Source organism: Microbacterium sp. 71-36, from assembly GCF_001898305.1.
Taxonomy (GTDB): Bacteria; Actinomycetota; Actinomycetes; order Actinomycetales; family Microbacteriaceae; genus Microbacterium.
Genome location: NZ_MKTP01000007.1, coordinates 67,769 through 85,887 on the forward strand (window position 1 = coordinate 67,769; position 18,119 = coordinate 85,887).

At 72.9% G+C, this 18,119-nt stretch carries 19 protein-coding genes; 10 read left to right on the forward strand and 9 right to left on the reverse strand.

The window, feature by feature from the left end; all coding sequences use genetic code 11:
• Positions 1-168 precede the first annotated feature (168 nt).
• Positions 169-837, reverse strand: a complete 669-nt coding sequence (locus BGO45_RS15200; RefSeq protein ID WP_292695751.1) for an alpha/beta fold hydrolase — start codon at positions 835-837, stop codon at positions 169-171.
• Between the two features lie 210 nt (positions 838-1,047).
• On the opposite strand from BGO45_RS15200, the gene BGO45_RS15205 reads away from it, so the two are divergent.
• Positions 1,048-1,668 (forward strand): NUDIX hydrolase family protein, encoded by a 621-nt coding sequence (locus BGO45_RS15205; protein ID WP_292695753.1) that lies wholly within the window; start codon positions 1,048-1,050, stop codon positions 1,666-1,668.
• 22 nt (positions 1,669-1,690) lie between these two features.
• Positions 1,691-2,527 (forward strand): helix-turn-helix domain-containing protein, encoded by an 837-nt coding sequence (locus BGO45_RS15210; RefSeq protein ID WP_292695754.1) that lies wholly within the window; start codon positions 1,691-1,693, stop codon positions 2,525-2,527.
• Positions 2,528-2,556: 29 nt separating this feature from the next.
• On the opposite strand, the gene BGO45_RS15215 is transcribed toward BGO45_RS15210, so the two are convergent.
• Complete coding sequence (locus BGO45_RS15215; protein ID WP_292695755.1) at positions 2,557-3,624, reverse strand: low specificity L-threonine aldolase; 1,068 nt, start codon at positions 3,622-3,624, stop codon at positions 2,557-2,559.
• A 79-nt stretch (positions 3,625-3,703) separates the two neighbouring features.
• On the opposite strand from BGO45_RS15215, the gene BGO45_RS15220 reads away from it, so the two are divergent.
• Complete coding sequence (locus BGO45_RS15220) at positions 3,704-5,194, forward strand: MFS transporter (RefSeq protein ID WP_292695756.1); 1,491 nt, start codon at positions 3,704-3,706, stop codon at positions 5,192-5,194.
• 10 nt (positions 5,195-5,204) lie between these two features.
• Here BGO45_RS15220 and BGO45_RS15225 read toward each other — a convergent pair whose 3' ends face one another.
• On the reverse strand, positions 5,205-5,882 hold the full coding sequence (locus BGO45_RS15225) for an SDR family NAD(P)-dependent oxidoreductase (RefSeq protein WP_292695758.1): 678 nt from the start codon (positions 5,880-5,882) through the stop codon (positions 5,205-5,207).
• A 158-nt stretch (positions 5,883-6,040) separates the two neighbouring features.
• On the reverse strand, positions 6,041-7,447 hold the full coding sequence (locus BGO45_RS15230) for a DUF6421 family protein (RefSeq protein WP_292695761.1): 1,407 nt from the start codon (positions 7,445-7,447) through the stop codon (positions 6,041-6,043).
• Between the two features lie 110 nt (positions 7,448-7,557).
• Between BGO45_RS15230 and BGO45_RS15235 the strand changes: the two genes are divergently transcribed.
• From BGO45_RS15235 to BGO45_RS15245, 3 genes are all read left to right on the forward strand, one after another.
• Positions 7,558-8,046 carry an Lrp/AsnC family transcriptional regulator gene (locus BGO45_RS15235; RefSeq protein WP_076491520.1) on the forward strand — a complete coding sequence of 163 codons (489 nt, stop codon included), beginning with the start codon at positions 7,558-7,560 and terminating at the stop codon, positions 8,044-8,046.
• A 62-nt stretch (positions 8,047-8,108) separates the two neighbouring features.
• On the forward strand, positions 8,109-9,257 hold the full coding sequence (locus BGO45_RS15240) for a histidine kinase (RefSeq protein ID WP_292695764.1): 1,149 nt from the start codon (positions 8,109-8,111) through the stop codon (positions 9,255-9,257).
• A 61-nt stretch (positions 9,258-9,318) separates the two neighbouring features.
• Positions 9,319-9,969, forward strand: a complete 651-nt coding sequence (locus BGO45_RS15245) for a response regulator transcription factor (RefSeq protein ID WP_292695766.1) — start codon at positions 9,319-9,321, stop codon at positions 9,967-9,969.
• 118 nt (positions 9,970-10,087) lie between these two features.
• On the opposite strand, the gene BGO45_RS15250 is transcribed toward BGO45_RS15245, so the two are convergent.
• The gene (locus BGO45_RS15250) at positions 10,088-10,588 is read right to left on the reverse strand and encodes a hypothetical protein (protein WP_292695769.1); all 501 of its coding nucleotides are present in this window, start codon (positions 10,586-10,588) and stop codon (positions 10,088-10,090) included.
• Between the two features lie 83 nt (positions 10,589-10,671).
• Between BGO45_RS15250 and BGO45_RS15255 the strand changes: the two genes are divergently transcribed.
• On the forward strand, positions 10,672-11,289 hold the full coding sequence (locus BGO45_RS15255) for a 2-phosphosulfolactate phosphatase (RefSeq protein WP_292695771.1): 618 nt from the start codon (positions 10,672-10,674) through the stop codon (positions 11,287-11,289).
• Between the two features lie 44 nt (positions 11,290-11,333).
• On the opposite strand, the gene BGO45_RS15260 is transcribed toward BGO45_RS15255, so the two are convergent.
• From BGO45_RS15260 to BGO45_RS15275, 4 genes are all read right to left on the reverse strand, one after another.
• Entirely contained in the window at positions 11,334-11,822 is a 489-nt protein-coding gene (locus tag BGO45_RS15260; protein WP_292695774.1) for a SprT-like domain-containing protein, read from the reverse strand.
• Positions 11,823-11,851: 29 nt separating this feature from the next.
• The gene (locus tag BGO45_RS15265; protein WP_076491505.1) at positions 11,852-12,379 is read right to left on the reverse strand and encodes a tetratricopeptide repeat protein; all 528 of its coding nucleotides are present in this window, start codon (positions 12,377-12,379) and stop codon (positions 11,852-11,854) included.
• A gap of 103 nt (positions 12,380-12,482) precedes the next feature.
• Positions 12,483-13,349, reverse strand: coding sequence for a spermidine synthase (locus tag BGO45_RS15270; protein ID WP_076491502.1), 867 nt, complete (start codon positions 13,347-13,349; stop codon positions 12,483-12,485).
• A gap of 26 nt (positions 13,350-13,375) precedes the next feature.
• On the reverse strand, positions 13,376-14,176 hold the full coding sequence (locus BGO45_RS15275) for a class II glutamine amidotransferase (RefSeq protein ID WP_292695778.1): 801 nt from the start codon (positions 14,174-14,176) through the stop codon (positions 13,376-13,378).
• 79 nt (positions 14,177-14,255) lie between these two features.
• Between BGO45_RS15275 and BGO45_RS15280 the strand changes: the two genes are divergently transcribed.
• From BGO45_RS15280 to BGO45_RS15290, 3 genes are read left to right on the forward strand one after another with little or no spacing between them, the layout of a single operon-like run.
• Positions 14,256-15,512 (forward strand): aminotransferase class V-fold PLP-dependent enzyme, encoded by a 1,257-nt coding sequence (locus tag BGO45_RS15280; protein ID WP_292695780.1) that lies wholly within the window; start codon positions 14,256-14,258, stop codon positions 15,510-15,512.
• Positions 15,509-16,606 carry an N-methyl-L-tryptophan oxidase gene (gene solA / locus BGO45_RS15285; protein ID WP_292695781.1) on the forward strand — a complete coding sequence of 366 codons (1,098 nt, stop codon included), beginning with the start codon at positions 15,509-15,511 and terminating at the stop codon, positions 16,604-16,606. The genes BGO45_RS15280 and solA overlap by 4 nt, the downstream gene beginning before the upstream one ends.
• A 1-nt stretch (position 16,607) precedes the next feature.
• Complete coding sequence (locus BGO45_RS15290) at positions 16,608-18,107, forward strand: gamma-glutamyltransferase (protein WP_292695783.1); 1,500 nt, start codon at positions 16,608-16,610, stop codon at positions 18,105-18,107.
• Positions 18,108-18,119: the final 12 nt, after the last annotated feature.

The window sequence follows — 18,119 nt, forward strand, 5'->3', positions numbered from 1 at the left end:
GAGGCGCGGACACCGGACCCGTCCGCATCAGCGGAGGGCGGCCGAGAAAACGGCGGGTCGACGGGTCAGCGCGCGGACAGGGGCGCGGAAGCGTCGACGTTCTTCACCGGAGGAGACCTCGTTCTCGGGGACAGGGCTGCCCACGTTAGCCGTTCGGTCCCCTTCTTCTCAACCCTCGGATGCCGTGGACCTCGCAGCCAGCCGCGCGTCGAGGAACGCTCGGACGTCGGCGAGCTCTTCTTCCGACACCGAATGGGTCAGCCCCGGGTACACGCGGCCCGTCAGCTCGCTGTGGGTCGGCAGCCACTGCGCCGTCATGTCGATGAGCGCCGGAGGGATGACGTCGTCGCGCGACCCGCGGCCCCAGAAGACCGGCGGACGTCGCTCGGCCAGGACCGCGTCGCCGGGCAATTCGCCGCCCGCGGCGTAACCGGCCAGGACGACCGCGAACTGAACCGCCTCGGGCGCGACCCGCAGCGTCTGGATCGCGACCGCGCCGCCCTGCGAGAAGCCCAGGAGCCCGACGGGGCGGCCCCCGAGATGCTCGGCGATCCACTCCAACAGCGCTTCGGCGGCCCGCGTGACGGCGTCGGGATCCCGCCCATTCAGCCCCTCGATCGGGTACCAGGACGCCCCCGGCGTCGGCCACGGAGGCGTCAGTGGCGCGCGCACGCTCGCGACGGCGATGTCGTCCGGCAGATACGGCACGAGGCCGAACAGGTCGTGCTCGTCGGCCGCGTACCCGTGCAGCAGGAGGAGCACCGGACGCTCGCCGATCTCGGCCGGCGGCATCGACCAGCGGACGGCGGACGGATCGAGGGTCGGGCGCTCGCTCATGCGGCCATTGTGGCAAAGCCCTCCGACACGGGCACGGCGGGGTCGACCGCGGCGGCGACGGGAGGATGTTCGGCGCAGGGAGGACGCGAGCGGCGCCGCGGATCCTCCGCTCCCCGAATGTCCTCCCGTGACCGTGTCTCCGACATCGCCGGGCTCGACCGCGGCCCCCTCCGCGTAGGCATCCCCGCGGACCGTTGATATACAGGGAGCATGCCTGTGCGCACACCCGACCCCGAACCCGGCGACAACGGCGACGAGCGCGAGTCGCTCTCGGCGTCCTTCTCGGGCGCGCCCGCGAGCCCCGGGCCGAACACCAACCCGGCGTGGCTGAGCGAGGTCGAGCTCGCCGAGGCGCGTCGGCGGCTGCCCATGCTTTACGTCGAGGCGTTGCCGGTGCGCACCGACGGCATGGGCGCGGTGACCCAGGTCGGCATCCTGTTGCGGGCGACTCCGCTGGGGGAGATGACCCGCACGCTCGTGTCCGGTCGAGTGCGCTACGGCGAGACGGTGCGCGACGCGCTGTTCCGCCACGTCGAGAACGACCTCGGGCCCATGGCCTTCCCCCTCCTCCCGCCCCAGCCCGCTCCGTTCACGGTCGCCGAGTACTTCCCCCTGCCCGGGGTGAGCGCGTTCCACGACGACCGCCAGCATGCGGTGTCGCTGGCCTTCGTGGTCCCGGTCACCGGTACGTGCGAGCCGCGACAGGACGCGCTCGAGGTCACCTGGCTCTCGCCCGAGGAGGCGGCATCCGATGCCCTCTCGGCGGAGATGGAGGGCGGCCGCGGCACGCTCATCCGTCTGGGGCTGGCGTCGGTGGGCGCGCTGCGCTGACCCTCGCCGGATCCGGATGCCGATGGACACCTCCCTCGTCGATCTCGCGATCGCGTTGCCCGTCGTCCTGGCGTTGGCCGGGCTGATCGCGCTGCTGCTGCGGCGGGTGTTCGGACCCGCGCGGTCGCTGAGCATGCCCACCATGACGGTCATCGGAGTGCTGGGCGTGAGTGTCGGGCTGCTGCTGTCGGCGTGGGTCGGCGGCGCCGCGCGCCTCTGGGTGCCCACGACGATCCTGTTCTCGGTCGGTGCGAGCATCGGCCTGTCGGCGATCGTGGCGGCGGTGGTCGCCGCGGCTCGGCGCGACGGCGGCGACATCGACGTCGCGGCGCTGCTGCGCGCGGGGGAGTCGGACCGGGTCGAGTTCAAGGAGACCGCGCGCTGGAACGTCCGCGAGAACCGCAAGGACGCGCGCATGGAGATCGCGATCGCGAAATCCGTCGCGGCGTTCCTGAACTCGCGCGGCGGAACCCTGGTAATCGGTGCCGACGACACCGGCGCGCCGATCGGACTCGACCGCGATCTCGCGACGTTGCGCACCGCCGACCACGACCGGTTCGAGCTGTGGCTGCGCGACATGCTCTCGACCGCCCTCGGCCGCAACGCGGCCGCTCAACCGCGCATCGTGTTCGCGTCGGTCGGCGAGGATCGACCCGCGGTGTGCGTCGTCGTGTGCCGCCCGGCTCCGCGGCCGGTCTTCCTCACTCAACCCAAGGACGGCGGCTCCGCGACCGACCTCTGGGTGCGCGTGGGCAACTCGAGCCGGGCGCTGGGCGTTGACGAGGCCGTCGAATACGTCTCTCGACACTGGCGTCCCTCGCCGTCGACGCTCGTCCTCGGCCGCCCGTCGGCTCGCTGACCCCCGCTCCGGCCGCGGGGGCCGACGTCTCAGCGCGTGGTCTCGCGCGCGATCGCGGCGAGGAACGCGTCGATGTCGGCCTCGGTCGTGTCGAACGAGCACATCCAGCGGACCTCGCGGCGCGCCTCGTCCCAGTCGTAGAAGCGGAAGCTCTCGCGCAGGCGATCGGCCACGCCCTCGGGGAGGGTCGCGAAGACCCCGTTCGCCTGCGTCGGCTGCGTGAACTCGACGCCGCGGATCGAGCCATCCGCGAGGCCCGCCTCGACACCCGCGCGCAGGCGCTGGGCCATGGCGTTGGAATGCCGGGCGTTGCGCAGCCACAGGTCGTCCTCGAGCAGGGCGACCAGCTGCGCGGACACGAACCGCATCTTGCTGGAGAGCTGCATGTCGAGCTTGCGCAGGTAGGTGAGACCGGTGGATGCCGCGGGGTCGAGCACCACGATCGCCTCGCCGATCATGGCCCCGTTCTTGGTGCCGCCGAAGCTGAGGACGTCGACGCCGGCGTCGCGCGTGAACGCGCGCAGCGGCAGGTCGAGGGCGGCGGCGGCGTTCGAGATGCGGGCGCCGTCCATGTGCAGGCGCATGCCGCGGGCGTGCGCGTGCTCGGCCAGGGCCCGGATCTCGTCCACGGTGTACAGCGTGCCGAGCTCGGTCGACTGGGTGATCGACACGACCAGCGGCTGCGCGCGGTGCTCATCACCCCAGCCCCAGGCCTCGCGGTCGACGAGCTCGGGGGTGAGCTTGCCGTCGTCGGTCGGAACCGTGAGCAGCTTGATGCCGCCGACGCGTTCGGGGGCACCGCCCTCGTCGACGTTGATGTGCGCGGTGGAGGCCGAGATCACGGCGCCCCAGCGGGGAAGCATCGACTGGAGCCCGACAACGTTCGCCCCGGTGCCGTTGAAGACGGGGTAGGCCTCGACGCCGTCGCCCAGGAGGCCCGTGAACAGCTCCTGCAGGCGCGCCGTGTAGACGTCCTCGCCGTAGGCGACCTGGTGGCCCTCGTTGGCGGACACGATGGCGGCCAGCACGTCGGGGTGGATGCCGGAGTAGTTGTCGGACGCGAAGCCGCGGACGGCGGTGTCATGCAGGGGGGTCACCCCTCCAGCGTAGTCACCGGGGATGCCCTCGACGCCGGGGCACTGGCCGATGTCGGAGGCGGTCGCTAGCGTGTGCCGCATGACAGAGACGCCCCCGTCCGCCTCCGCCGCCACGGCGCACGGCGCCGACGGCCGACGCGCCTTCGTGGGCGTCCTCGTCAACACCGCCGCCGCTAACGTCACGACGAGCTATCTGTGGTTCGCGCTGACGTTCTGGGTGTACCTCGAGACCCGGTCGGTGCTCGCGACGGGCATCATCGGCGGGGCCTACATGCTGCTGCTGGCCGTGTTCGCGATGCTCTTCGGCACGATCGTCGACCGCCATCGCAAACACCGCGTCATGGTGGTGTCGGGCATCATCACACTCCTGGCCTTCCTCGTCGCCGGTGCTCTGTGGCTGGCGTTCCCCGAGAGTGCGCTGCTCGACCTCGGCGGCCCCTGGTTCTGGATCTTCTCGGGGGTCGTGCTCGCCGGCGCGGTCATCGAGAACATGCGCAACATCGCGCTGTCGACGACGGTGACGCTCCTCGTCCCGGAGGATCGCCGGGCCAACGCCAACGGTCTCGTCGGCACGGTGCAGGGGCTGTCGTTCGTGGTCACGAGCGTGTTCAGCGGACTCTCGGTCGGGCAGCTCGGGATGGGGTGGACGCTGGCGATCGCGATCGTCCTCACCCTGGCCGCTCTCGTTCATCTGCTCACGATCCGAATCCCGGAGGAGCGCCCGCAGCCTCCGAGCGAACGGCTCCCCGTCGTCGATGTGCGCGGCGCGATCCGGGCCGTCCGGGCCTCTCCCGGTCTGTTCGCGCTGCTGATCTTCTCGACGTTCAACAACCTCATCGGCGGCGTCTACCTCGCCCTCATGGACCCGTACGGACTCCAACTCTTCACGGTCGAGGGGTGGGGGCTGGTCCTCGGCGTCACCGCCACGGGATTCATCATCGGCGGTGCGCTCGTGGCGAAGTTCGGGCTGGGGCGCAATCCGATCCGCACGATGCTCCTGATCGTGATCGCCATGGGCGCTCTCGGTGCCGCCTTCACGCTCCGCGACTGGTGGTGGCTGTACGTCGTGGGCATCTGGGCGTACATGGCGCTCATCCCCGCGGTCGAGGCCGCCGAGCAGACCGTCATCCAGAAGGTCGTCCCCTTCGAAACGCAGGGGCGTGTCTTCGGCTTCGCCGCCGCGTTCGAATCGGCCTCGGCCCCGATCACCGCATTCCTCATCGCCCCGATCGCCCAGTTCGCGATCATCCCCTACATGGACGGCGCCGACGGCAGGGCGACCTGGGGGTGGCTCCTCGGCGACGGGATCGGGCGGGGGATCGCGCTCGTCTTCTTGTTCGCGGGGCTCGTGATGGTCGTCGTGGGCGCGGCGGCGTTCCTCACGCGCTCGTACCGGGTGCTGTCCCGGCAGTACCAGCAGGAGCCGCTCGGCGACGCCTCCGCGCCGGCCTCGGCACCCGGGCCGGAGGACGAAGCCTCGTCGCTCGCCGCGCGCGCCGGAGGGATCCCGGATGCCGCGGCATCCACGTTCCCCGACCCTTCGGCGCCGCCGTCCGACCCCTCGCGTTGACCGCGCCGGCTCACGCCCCGGCGAGCTCGATGGTGACGTCGTTGATGTCCTCCGCCGGGTCGCCCCACAACCCGAGGAAGGCGAGGGCGAGGGCGTCCTCGAGTCCGGCCAGGCTCTTCACGCGGAACACCACCGCCGCGGCCGACGGCGCGGTCCCGGCATCCCTCGCCGACTTCGCGAAACCCTGGGCGACGGCGCGTGTCCACGCCTCGCTGGCGGCCTTGACCGCGGCGTAGTTCGCCCCGCCCGCGAGGGGGCGGGCGACGGAGGTCGACGACACGATCGCCAGGCGGCCGGCATCCGATGCGCGGAGGTCGGCGTCGAACGCGCGGGTGACGTTGCGCAGCGCCGTGAGGGAGTTCAGCAGGAAGGCGAAGTCCTCATCGCTCTGACCGGCCAGGCCTCCACCGCCACGCCACCCCCCGACGAGGTGCAGGATGCCGTCGACCCCTCCGTGCGCGGCGCGAACCCGCTCGCGGAGGGCCGCCACGGCATCCGGATCGGTGAGGTCGCATCGCTCGGTGACGACGCCCGGGATCTCGGCGGCGACGGATGCCAGTCGTCCGGCGTCGGAGCCGACCACGATCGCCGTCGCGCCCGCCGTCCGCAGGGCGCGTGCGACGCTGCGCCCCGCCGTGCTCGTACCGCCGGCGAGCAGCACCGTCCGGCCTTCGACGCCCGTGTTCATGCCGTCTCCTTCGTGGTTCGGTCGGGTCGACGCGGTCGCGCGGCGACGTTCCCATGTGCGGACATCGTGTCCGACGCGCCGTCCCGAACGCCACCCCCGCGGCGTGTCGGCCGCAGAGTCCGCACGACGGCCGGCCCGGGGCGGACCGGGGCGTCCGCTCAGTCCCGGCCGGTGATGCCCTCGGTCGAGGCGATGACGGGGCGCATCTTCTTCTCCAGCGCCTCGAAGAACATCGACAGCGGGAACTCGTCGTCGAGCACCGCGTCGGTGTACCCCTTCGGGAGCCCGGCGAGCACCTCGTCCGACAGTCCGCGCGCCCACACCGAGGCCGGGTGCGGGGTCACGACCGAGCGCACGAGATCGTACGCGGCCAGCCAGTGAGCGGTCTTCGGGCGGTCGATCGAGCGCCAGTACAGCTCGTCGATCGCGTCGGCCAGCGCCACCACGGCGGCCGGTACCTCGTCCCAGTCGAACGCGAGAGACGTGTCGGTCCAGTGCAGCACCCGGCGCTGGTGGAGCCACGCGAACAGCAGCTGGCCGCCGAGGCCGTCGTAGTTGCGCACGCGCGAGCCGGTGATGGCGAAGCGGAAGATGCGGTCGAAGATCACCGCGTACTGCACGAGCTCGGCGTGCTCGAGCATCGCCTTCTCCGTGGCATCCAGGTCGTCTCGGGCCGACAGACGCTTCTGGATCTCGACGCACTCGCGGAACGCGGTGAGGTCGCAGCGCAGTTCCTCGAGCGAGTACAGGAAGAACGGCATCCGCTGCTTGATCATGAACGGGTCGAACGGCAGGTCGCCGCGCATGTGGGTGCGGTCGTGGATGATGTCCCACATCACGAACGTCTGCTCCGTCAGCGACTGGTCGTCGAGCATGCGGGCGGCGGCGGCCGGCAGCTCCAGCTTGGTGATCTCCGCGGCGGCGCGGGTCACGCGACGGTAGCGGGCCGCTTCGCGGTCCTGGAAGATCGCGCCCCACGTGAACGTCGGGACTTCGCGCATGGCGACGGTCTCGGGGAACAGCACCGCCGAGTTCGTGTCGTAGCCCGGCGTGAAGTCGACCAGGCGCAGCGAGACGAACAGACGGTTGGTGTACTCGGTCTCGAGCCGCGCGATGAACTCGGGCCAGATGACCTCCACGAGGACCGCCTCGACGTGGCGCTCGCGCGAGCCGTTCTGCGTGTACATCGGGAACACGACGAGGTGACGGATGCCGTCGACCCGGTGCTCCTGGGGCTGGAAGGCCACGAGCGAGTCCAGGAAGTCGGGGACGCCGAAGCCGCCGTCGCGCCACCGCTCGAAGTCGCCGACGGACGCGCGGAGGTAGGCGTCGTCGTGGGGGAACAGGGGCGTGAGCGCGGCGATCGCGTCGATGATCTCGGCCACGAGCACCGCGGCGCGAGCGTGGTCGGACGACTCGGGGACGGAGCCGTCCGACGCCTGCAGGCTCTGCAGTTCGACCGCGGCGTCCTTCAGCTGCGCCCATCCCGGGGAGAGCTCGACGGTGGCCACGGTGTGCCCGTCGAGCAGATCGTGTGCGGAACGCGCGGGCATTGCGAGGGTCATGGTGGCCTCCGATCGATCGGGCGGGAAATTATCCGGTCAAATCGCAATGCTAACGGAAAACTTACGGACCCTGCCAGAGGTGAGGCCGGGAATCCTGCTACTGTCGGCGCATGTCCGACGGTTCCGTTCGCCGCGCCCGGCTCGACGACACCGTCGATGCGGCCATCGTGCGCGAGATCTCCCTCGACGCCCGCGCGACGCTCGCCCATCTGTCCGAGAAAGTGGGACTGTCGGTGTCGGCCGTGCAATCGCGTCTGCGCCGGCTGGAGGCGCGGGGGATCGTCCGCGGCTATCGCCCGGTCCTCGACGCCGAGGCGCTCGGCCGCCCCCTGGCCGCCTTCGTCGAGATCACGCCGCTGGATCCCGCGCAGCCCGACAACGCCCCCGAGCTCCTCGCGCACCTGAGCGCCATCGAGGCGTGCCACTCCGTCGCCGGCGACGCCGCCTACATGCTGTTCGTCCGGGTCCCCACGCCGCGCGACCTCGAGACGCTCATCCGGGACATCCGTGCGGCCGCCCAGGTCAACACGCGCACCACGATCGTGCTGCAGACCTTCTTCGAGGCTCGTCCCATCGAACCCGCGGACTTCCCCGCCTGACGCGCGAGGGATACATCCCGGGAGGGATGCCGACGCGGGCGGTGCCGCGTAGCGTGACAGGGATGCGCATCGCCCTGCGTCCCCTCTTCCGGTACCAACTGGTCGTCGACCTCGTCGCGGCCGGTCTCTTCGGGCTGCTGTCGTTCCTCATCGAGCTGGATCCGGGAAACGTCCTCGGCAACGTCGGCGCGCTCGTCGTGGTCGCGCTCTTCTCCGCGGCCCTCGCCCTCCGGCGGCTTCAGCCCGGTGCCGCGCTGCTCCTGGCGTGGATCGCGGCGATCGTGCAGATGTCGCTCCAGCGTGACCCGAGCCCGGTCGACCTGGTGACCTACGCCGTGCTGTACACGGCCGCGGCCTACGGGACCCGTCGCGTGTACTGGGCGGGATTCGCCTCGACCGTCGTCGGTGCTGTGGTCGTCACGGCCTACCTGACCGTGCGGGCCGGACGTGATGTCTTCGTCCCGACCTTCGACACACTCGCGATCGTGCTCGTCGCGGGCTTCGCGTTCCTCCTCTCCTGGGGCTCGGGAACCCTCGCGCGGACGACCCGGCGGGCGGCCGCGAACGCCGCCGCGCGACGCGCGGCCGAAGAGGCCACGATCGCGGAGCAGGAGCGGGTGCGCATCGCCCGCGACATGCACGACGTCGTCGCCCACTCTCTCGCGGTGGTGATCGCCCAGGCCGACGGGGCCCGCTACGCCGCCGCGCAGGACTCCGAGGCGGCGACACGCGCCCTCTCCACCATCTCGACCACCGCCCGCGCAGCCCTCGGCGACGTGCGGCTGCTCCTCCAGCAGCTGCGGCACAGCCAGGCCGACGGGCCGCAGCCGACGCTGGCCGACCTCGAGTCGCTGTACGCCCAGGTCCGCGCGGCGGGGGTCGACCTGCAGACCACGGTGGATCCGGCACCCGCCGCGGAGCCGCCGACGGCCATCCAGCTCGCGGTGTACCGCATCCTGCAGGAGGCGCTGACGAACGCCCTCCGGCACGGGGGCGACCGTCGTGTGGCGGTGCGCTTCGCGTGGCATCCGGATCGCGTCGATCTCACCGTGCGCAACCGCCTCGCCGACACCCCCTCGCTCACGGGTGGAGGGCACGGGGTCATCGGCATGCGCGAGCGCGCGCAGCTCGCCGGCGGCACGTTGTCGGCGCAGCCCGAGTCCCGCGACTTCGTCGTCCGCGCGAGCCTGCCGCTGGGGACGACGTCCTGAGCGCGGCGACAGGGCAGAGTGGATGCCATCCCGCCCCCGATCCTCGGAAGGACCCGCACCGATGACCTCGCCGATCCGCATCGTGCTCGTCGACGACCAGGCGCTGTTCCGCGCCGGCATCCGGATGGTGCTGGATTCGCAGCCCGACCTGGAGGTCGTCGGTGAGGCATCCGACGGACGCGAGGGCGTCGACGTCGTCCGGGCGACACGCCCCGACGTCGTGCTCATGGACGTGCGGATGCCGGTCATGGACGGTCTCACCGCGACCGCGGAGATCCTTCGCGAACCCGCGGCCCCGCGGGTCGTGGTCCTGACGACGTTCGACCTCGACGAGGCCGCGGCCCGGGCGATCCAGCACGGCGCGAGCGGCTTCCTCCTGAAGGACTCCGACCCGGAGTTCCTGCTGTCCGCGGTGCGGACGGTGCACGCCGGGTCGGCGGTGATCGCCGCTCAAGCGACCCGCGACCTGTTCGCGCACATCGCCCAGGGCGGGGCGATCGATCCGGTGCCGGCCGCCTACGGTGCCCTCACCGATCGCGAGCGCGAGATCTTCGCCCTCGCCGCGGCGGGACTCAGCAACGCCGAGATCGCCGCGCGCGAGTTCCTCTCGGAAGCGACGGTGAAGACGCACGTCAGTCGCATCCTCACCAAACTCGCGCTCCGCGACCGTGTTCAGCTCGTCGTGTTCGCGTACCGCCACGGGCTCGTCTGAGCGCGGCGCGCGGCGGTCGGCGCCGGCGCAACCTCGGTGATCCGCCGTCGGTCAGTGGCATCCGGCCGGATCGGACTGAGGTCGTGCGGATCGCCGAGGCTGCGCCGGGTGGTGCGGCTCAGTCCTCCGCGAGCTCCGGGTCGTGCGCCCAGGTGGGCGCCAGCGCACGGATGCGCGCCGCGCGCCACTGCCACATCGCCCACAGGCCCGGCCACAGCGCGGGCGCGGCGGCGCCGCCGATCGTGAGACGTTCCCGCCACAGCGTCCGGGTCGGGTCTCCGGGCACCGCCGAGACCGCCATCTGGTGGTCCCAGACGTCCAGCGCCGCGAGCGGGCCGGTGAGCGGCACGCCCCAGTCGCGGAACACGCGCACGCGGCCGTTGCCGTCGGCGGTCTCGCGGTCGGCGACCGAGATGAGCTGGCGACCCACGGGGAACACCCCCGCCGCCCGCATCTGCACCGGAACGTCGTCCCCGGACGAGAACGACGTCGGAGCCTCCTCGAGGGTCTCGACCGCCAGCAGCGGACCGTACAGTTCCGCGACCGCGCGCGGCGAGTGCAGGGCCCGCCACGCGGCATCCGGATCGCAGTCGATCTCGAACTTCAGCAGAATGCGCATGCTCGCATCGTGCCACCTCCGGCCGGGAACGACGTCGGGTTGACGCATCGGTCGGTGGGCGGTGCTCGTCGTAGGCTCGAGGGATGCCGAACACCCCCGACGCGCTCTCGCAGGCGAACTACCAGGTGCGTCTGGAGTGGGGTGAGGCGGGGCTCGCACGGCTCGCTGCCGCCCACGTCGTCGTCGTGGTGCAGACGCTCGGTCTGACGGCCCGCGTGCTGGCGGCGGCCGAGAACGGCGAGACCGAGCCCGCGGAGACCGAGGCCGCGGACCGGCTCGCGCTCGCCGCGGAGCGCGCGGGTGCGCACGTCGTGGTCGCCGGGATCCGCAACGCCGCCGCCGTCGCCGCGCACGTGCTCGACGTCCAGCGGTCCCGGGGCGAGCGCACGAGCATCGCGGTCATCGCGGCGGGTGACGTCGATGAGGCGGGCCCGCGGTACGCCGTCGAGGATCTGCTCGGCGCCGGGGCGGTCGTGGCCGCGCTCGGCGACCTCGGCATCGACCACGCCTCGCCGGATGCCGCCGTCGCCGGCGAGGGGTTCCGGGCGCTTCGGGGAGCGGTGCGCCACCTCCTCACCGCCAGCGGCACGGGGCGCCTGCGCGCCGACGCGGGCGAGCGCGACCTCGTGCTCGCCGCGGCCGAACGTGATGCGGCATCCGTCGTCCCGGTGCTGCGCGACGGCGTCTACGCCGCGGCGTGAACCGCGAGCCGCGGCATCGACCGCGGCCTGAAGCGAGCTTGGGCTCAGCGCGGGGTCGCCGCCGCCAGCCGCGTCGCGGGGCTGATGTCGCGATGCACCCACGTCAGCGCGAAGCGCCGGTCGAAGTAGGGTGCGCATTTCGCGCACGAGGTGGGGCGTGTCGCCCGACGGTGCCGGTAGGCGACGTGACCGGCCGGGCAGGTGCCCACCCACGGCGCCAGCTCGTTCGCCGTCTCGCCGGCGTGGGTGGTTCCGCCGACGTACCCGATTTCGCGCGCGGCGCGCTTCCACACCGGTCCGTGCCCCGCGGGCGCACCGGCGAGCGCGTGCGCCACCTCGTGCAGCAGCGTCTGGTGGTTGGTGTCGTCGTCATACCGCGCGGCGAGGTAGCGCGAGACGCTGATGCGCCGCCGGCCGTAGTCGCACAGTCCCGCCCGGCGCTTGGCGTTGTCGAAGGCGAACGACCACGACTCGTCGAGGTGCAGAGCGATCAATGCCTCTGCCCAGACGCGCACACGTTGCAGATCGGACATGACGGGAATCGTAGGGAGGGGCTCCGACGTCAGCTCGCCACGACCGCGCGTGTGCGTCGGCGATCCGCGGCATCGATCGCGAGGAGCGTCGACTCGAGCTCGGCGTCACTGGCCCCGGCGTTCTGGCGGAGGAACAGCGCGCGCTTGAAATCGCGGCGGGCCGACTCGTAGTCGCCCTCGTCGAAGTGGACCTTGCCGCGGTGCTGCAGGGCGAACGCGGCGATGCCCGCCCACCCCTGCCCCTCGGCCTCTTCGGCGCAGGCGGTGAGCTCCTGCTCGGCGGCGGCGAACGCGCCTCGGCACTGCTGGATCGTCGCGTGCAGGATCCGCGCGCGAAGCAGGTCGCGACGGGTTCCGGCCATGCGCGCCACACGCACCGACTGCTCCGACACCGTCAGTGCCTCGTCGAACCGGTCGAGCACCTTCAGGAGCCAGGTGCGCTCGAGGAGCGCGGGAAGACTGCGCTGCGAGCCGATCTCCTCGAGCCGTTCCGCGCACTCGTGAGAGTCGGTGATCTCACGCAACGTGTCGGGGTCGTACCCGTGGATGTAGCTCACCGTCGCTCCTCTCGAATGGCCGTGGCTTCCAGTCTGCGGTGCGTCGGGGACCGGAGCCGCAACGCCACACCGTCCGGTCGCGAACCGGTCGTGACCCGGGCGCTCACCGATCGAAGATGGATGCCGAGGGCTTCGGCGACGGCGTCGCGTCGGCATCCGTCGCCGGACGTGCGCCGCGGACGAACTCGTCGATCTCGGCCCCCTGGGCGACCTTCGCGGGGTGCGGACCCGCCGCCATGAGCCGCGGCAGCCACTCCACCGGGAGGGGTGCCGCGGAGGCCGCGACGACGAGGTTGCCGAACCGCCGGCCCTTGAGCACCTGCACCTCGGCGAGCACGATGACCTCGGGCAGGACCTCGCGCACGGTCGCCACCTGACGTCGCGCGAACGCGAGCCCGGGGCCGTCCGAGACGTTGACCAGCAGGACGCCGTCGGGGGCGAGGAGGGACGCCGCTTCGCGGTAGAACTCCACCGTCGTCAGGTGCGCGGGGGTCTGCGCGCCCGAGTACACGTCGCTCACCAGCAGGTCGACGGCGCCGTGCAGTCCAGCGGGCAGGCGCCCGAGCCCGGCACGGGCGTCGCCGATGCGCACGCGGATGGCGGCGCCGCGGGGGAGGGGAAGGTTCTCGCGGACGAGGTCCCACAGCGCCGGTTCCAGCTCGATGACCTGTTGTCGCGATCCCGGCCGCGTCGCCTCGACGTAGCGGGGGAGCGTCAGTGCGCCCGCGCCCAGGTGCACCGCGGTCAGGGGCTGTCCCGGCATCCGGAGTCTGTCGATGACCGCGCCCATGCGCGTGACGTACTCGAAGTGCAGGTGCGTCGGGTCATCGAGGTCGACGTGCGACTGCGGCGTGCCGTCGACGACCAGCTCCGATCCCGACACGAAGGTCGAGGCGGTCACCCGCGCGATCGCCCCGTCGGACAGGCGCGCCGACGGTGCATCGTCCGGTTCCACCCGCATCCGTGCCATGCGTTCAACGGTATCCCGGTCCCCCTTCACGCGCTCGCGACGCGGGGGAGAGGGACGGATGCCAGGGAGTCGGGGGTCAGCAGGGAGACCGTGTCGGTGGGGAGGGGCATCCAGCCCGCCAGGGGGATGCCGGTCGTCGCCACGAGCCGCGCCCCCGACTCGGCGCGGCGGGTGAAGAGGACGTTGTAGCCGTCGCCGTGGCCCGGGGGCAGATCGGCCTCGGCGAATCCCCGGGCGGCGAACGCGGCGCGCGGGGCGGGCCGCGAGGCCGAGGAGTGCACGGCGACGAGCGCCGTCGGGGTGAGGAGGAGAGCGTTGAGGCACGCCTCCGGGTACAGCGCGCGGACCGTGGCCACGGCATCCGCGATCCGCGTGGGGTCGACGGTCGCGCCGGGAGCGAGCGCGCGACGGAGGAACGCGAAGTACAGCTCGCTGTCGTTGCCCCCGCGCAGGCCGCCGCGCTCGCCGTCGGTGAGCTTTGCGCGCAGCAGATCGGGCGGTGACAGCGCGCCGTTGTGCTGGAACGCCCGGTCGCCGCGCAGGAAGGGCTGCGCCTCCGCCTCGCCGGCGCCGCTTCCGGCACTGCCGAACCGCAGGTAGAGCAGCGCCGCGGTCGAGGGGGCGGGCACCGCCGCGGCGAGATCCCCCCGCCGGGCGGGCCGGCCGGCGACGACCCGGGCCGAGACGCCCGCGCGCGTGCGCCAGGCGGCTCCCCACCCGTCGGCGTGCAGGCGGGAGAGCGCGGCGAAGGATGCCAGGGTGTCGTCGCCGAGGGCGGCGGGGACGTCGATCGGCTCGCGGCCGACGTAGGCGATCATGCGGGACACGGCACCTCCGGGAGCGGGAATCCCAGATTGGATCCACATGTAGTATGTTTGGATCCTACTCGGAGGTAACCCGTCCCCCATGAACCCGCTCCCCATCGCAGACGCCGCACCGGCCTCGGCATCCGCGCGCACCGCGGACGGATCCTCCATCGACGTCGCCGCCGAGCGCGAACGCACCACGGGGTCGACGCTCGCGAGCCACTTCAACGCCGCGGGCGCCGCGCTCCCGTCTCACCGCGTGGTCGCCACGGTCGTCGATCATCTCCGCCGGGAAGAGGCGAAGGGCGGCTACGAGGCCGCCGCCGAGCGACGCGTCCACCTCGACGCGGTGTACGCCTCGGCCGCCGGCCTCGTCGGCGCCGATCCGAGTGAGATCGCCCTGTTCGACAGTGCATCCACCGGGCTCCGGGTCATGCTCGATGCGCTCCGTCCCACCCGGGGGCAGCGCATCGTCGCCTCCAGCAGCACGTACGTCAGCCACGCGCTGCACCTCATGAGCCTCGCCCGCGAGCAGGGGATCGACCTCGTGATCGCCCCCTACGACGAGCGCCGCCGCGTCGACGTCGCCGCCCTCGACGCCCTGCTGTCCGACGGGGTGCCCTCGATCGTGACGGTCGCCCATGTGCCCACGTCGTCGGGCCTCGTGGAGCCGGCCGCCCAGATCGGGGCGGTCGTGCAGCGCCACGGCGGGACCTACATCCTCGACGCCACGCAGTCGGTCGGTCATCTGGCGGTGGACGTCGCCGAGATCGGGTGCGACGTCATGGTCACCACCGGACGGAAGTTCCTCCGCGCCCCCCGCGGCACGGGGTTCGCGTACGTGCGCGACACCCTCCGCGAGCGTCTGCTGCCGGCCGCGCCCGACGTCCGGGGTGCGCGCTGGACGACGGGATCCGACTGGGAGCTCGACGCCTCGGCACGGCGGTACGAGACGTGGGAGGGCGCGATCGCCGCGCGCCTCGGGCTCGGCGCCGCGCTGGACGAGGCCGCCGAACGCGGCATCCCCGCGACCGAGGCGTGGCTCGTGGACGCCGGTCGACGGCTCCGCGAGGCGCTCGGCGACCTCGACGGCGTCACGCTCGCGGATCCCGCGGGAACCCGCTCGGCCATCGTGACCTTCGTCATCGAGGGCGTGGCATCCGCCGACGCGGTCGTCGAGCTCGCGCGCCGCGGCGTCCGTGTCGTCTCGGTGCCGGCGACGCACGGACAGTGGGACCTGGGCGACCGGGGCGTGCAGAGCGTCGTCCGAGCCTCGCCGCACGTGTACAACGACGACACCGACCTGTCCGCCCTCGTCGACGGGGTCGCGGCGATCGCCACCGGGATCATCCGATGACCGCGGTCGTCTCGGCGGACGTCGTCGTGCTCGGGCTCGGCATCCACGGAATGTCCACCGTCGCCTCGCTCGCGCGCCGGGGTGCGCGCGTGGTCGGGATCGACCGCTTCGCCGCCGGGCACTCCCGCGGTTCCTCGCACGGGGCCACCCGCATGATCCGCCGCGCGTATCCGAACCCGGTGTGGAACCCGCTCGTCGAGAAGGCCTTCGACGCCTGGGACGCGCTCGAACGCGCGTCGGGGGAGACGCTCCTGCATCGCACGGGCGGTCTGTACGCCCACGAGGGCGCATCCCAGCTGCAGGGACCCGACTGCGTCCTGGTCGACGACCGCGACGAGATGGCGGCCCTCATGCCCGGGTTCGTCGTGCCCGAGGGGTACCGCGCCGTGTACGACCCGTCGGCGGGCGTGCTGGAGGCCGAAGGCGCACTGGTCGCACTGCGTCGGCTCGCTCTCGCCGGGGGCGCCGATCTCCGCGACGGCGAGCGCGTGCTCGGCTGGGACACGATCGCGGAGGGCGTCGAGGTCCGCACCGACCGCGGTGTCGTCCGCGCCGCGCGGCTGGTGGTCGCCGGAGGCTCATGGACCGACCGCCTGCTGCCGCAGCTCTCGGGCCTCCTCGAGGTGTGGCGCATCCTCACCGTCACCGTGCGCGCCGGGCAACCCGCCGGGATGCCGCCGGCGCTCGGGGCGTTCTCGGTGGACCGCGCAGAAGGCCTCGTCTTCGGCATCCCGGATGCCGCCGGCAACGGCGTGAAGCTCGGGGTGGATGCCGGAGAGGTCTGGGACCCCGAGACCCCCGTCGCCCCGCCCACCCCCGCCGAGGTCAAGGCGCTGCGCGACCTGCTGCACTCGTTCGTGCCGGGCCTGGACACCGCCCCCGTCGAGGCGGCCGCGTGCCTGTACACGATGACCGAGGACAAGCGCTTCGTCATCGGACCGTTCGCCGACGCCCCCGAGGTCATCGCGGTCTCGGCGTGCTCGGGGCACGGGTTCAAGTTCGGGCCCGCGATCGGCGACGCCGTCGCGGACCTCGCGACGGGCATCGCCCGCCCCGACCTGGACTTCGTCTCGACCGCTCGCCGAGGACTCTGACATGACCATCGCCCTCGCCGCCCCCCACGCCGCCGCCGTCGCCGCGGGGCGTTCCGCGATCGCCGCGGGAGGCAACGCCCTGGATGCCGCGCTCGCCGCGGCCGCCATGCTCACCGTCGTCTACCCGCATCAGTGCGCCATCGGTGGCGACGTCATCGCCCTGGTGCGCCGACCGGACGGCTCCACGACCGCCGTCGTCGCCGCCGGCACCGCGCCGGCCGCCGTGGCCGAAGCCGCGGCCGCCTGGACCGAGGTGCCGCGCGCCGGAGCGGGCTCGGTGACCGTGCCGGGCATGGTCGCCGGGTGGATGGCGATCGCCGGGCTCGGCGCGGTCCTGCCGGTGTCCCGGGCGCTGGCGGAAGCCGCCGAGGTCGCGGAGACCGGCACGCCGGTCAGTGCGGGTCTGGCGCGCGCCCTGGTCTCCCGCGCCGACGCGATCCACGCCGACCCCGGGCTGCGGGCGGTGTTCACGCGGACCGACGCGCTGCTCGCCGAGGGGGACGTGCTCGTCCAGCCCGCGCTCGCGGATTCGCTCCGCCGCCTGGCGGTCGACCCGCGCGACTTCTACGACGGAGAGATCGCCCGCTCCCTCGTCCGCACGCTGCGGGAGCACGGCGGCACCCACACGGAGGAGGACTTCGCCGGGTACGGCCCCGAGGTCGTCCCCGCCCTGACCCGCACGATCGGCGACGCGGAGTACAGCGTCGCCCCGCCGCCGTCGGTGGGCGCGATCCTCGTCGGCGTCGCCGCGGCGAGCGCGCGCGAGCCGGGCGCCGCGGAGCTGCTGGAGGCGAGCGTGCGCGGTGCGCGGGCGCGCGGGGCCCACCTCGGCGACCCCGCCGCGGGCCCGGTCGACCTCGACGCGTTGCTGACCCTCGACGCGCCTCCGCTCACCGGCCCGGGCGAGCCGCGCCCGCAGGGCGACACCGCCGCGGTGGTCGCGATCGACGACGACGGGTTCGCCGTCACGATCGTGCAGAGCGTCTACCAGACCTTCGGTTCCGGATTGCTGGATCCCACGACCGGCATCCTGCTCCACAACCGCGGCGGGGCGTTCTCGATCGACCCGGCCTCGCCGGCCGCGATCCGCCCCGGCGCCCGCCCGCCCCACACCCTCGCCCCGGCGATCGTCGACCGCGGTGACGTGACAGTGGTGGCCGGATGCCAGGGCGGTCGCGCGCAGCCCTGGATCCTCGCACAGCTGCTTCCCGACGCCACCGATCCCGCCACCGATCTCGACGAACTGCTCGGTCGCCCGCGCTGGGTCATCGGCGACCGCGACCTCGGCCACGACCGTCTGACGCTCGTGACCGAGCCCGGGGTCGATCCCGAGGTGATCGAACGGGCGGACTCCCTCGACCTCGGTGTCGCCGTCTTCCCCGGGCCCGCCGACGAAGCCGGACACGTCCAGCTGGTGCGCCGTGTCGGCGCCGCCGGCGTGCGCGACGCCGCGAGCGATCCCCGCGCCGACGGTGTCGCCGTGCTCCTTCCGGCATCCTGATCCCACAGCCCC

Bases quoted from the DNA above. Each gene is read 5' to 3' on its own strand.
- BGO45_RS15280 (WP_292695780.1), top strand. From the start codon at position 14,256: ATGAACCCGCTCCCCATCGCAGACGCCGCACCGGCCTCGGCATCCGCG.
- BGO45_RS15245 (WP_292695766.1), top strand. From the start codon at position 9,319: ATGACCTCGCCGATCCGCATCGTGCTCGTCGACGACCAGGCGCTGTTC.
- BGO45_RS15205 (WP_292695753.1), top strand. From the start codon at position 1,048: ATGCCTGTGCGCACACCCGACCCCGAACCCGGCGACAACGGCGACGAG.
- BGO45_RS15240 (WP_292695764.1), top strand. From the start codon at position 8,109: ATGCGCATCGCCCTGCGTCCCCTCTTCCGGTACCAACTGGTCGTCGAC.
- BGO45_RS15220 (WP_292695756.1), top strand. From the start codon at position 3,704: ATGACAGAGACGCCCCCGTCCGCCTCCGCCGCCACGGCGCACGGCGCC.
- BGO45_RS15250 (WP_292695769.1), bottom strand. From the start codon at position 10,588: ATGCGCATTCTGCTGAAGTTCGAGATCGACTGCGATCCGGATGCCGCG.
- BGO45_RS15255 (WP_292695771.1), top strand. From the start codon at position 10,672: ATGCCGAACACCCCCGACGCGCTCTCGCAGGCGAACTACCAGGTGCGT.
- solA (WP_292695781.1), top strand. From the start codon at position 15,509: ATGACCGCGGTCGTCTCGGCGGACGTCGTCGTGCTCGGGCTCGGCATC.
- BGO45_RS15235 (WP_076491520.1), top strand. From the start codon at position 7,558: ATGTCCGACGGTTCCGTTCGCCGCGCCCGGCTCGACGACACCGTCGAT.
- BGO45_RS15270 (WP_076491502.1), bottom strand. From the start codon at position 13,349: ATGGCACGGATGCGGGTGGAACCGGACGATGCACCGTCGGCGCGCCTG.
- BGO45_RS15200 (WP_292695751.1), bottom strand. From the start codon at position 837: ATGAGCGAGCGCCCGACCCTCGATCCGTCCGCCGTCCGCTGGTCGATG.
- BGO45_RS15290 (WP_292695783.1), top strand. From the start codon at position 16,608: ATGACCATCGCCCTCGCCGCCCCCCACGCCGCCGCCGTCGCCGCGGGG.
- BGO45_RS15225 (WP_292695758.1), bottom strand. From the start codon at position 5,882: ATGAACACGGGCGTCGAAGGCCGGACGGTGCTGCTCGCCGGCGGTACG.
- BGO45_RS15260 (WP_292695774.1), bottom strand. From the start codon at position 11,822: ATGTCCGATCTGCAACGTGTGCGCGTCTGGGCAGAGGCATTGATCGCT.
- BGO45_RS15210 (WP_292695754.1), top strand. From the start codon at position 1,691: ATGGACACCTCCCTCGTCGATCTCGCGATCGCGTTGCCCGTCGTCCTG.
- BGO45_RS15230 (WP_292695761.1), bottom strand. From the start codon at position 7,447: ATGACCCTCGCAATGCCCGCGCGTTCCGCACACGATCTGCTCGACGGG.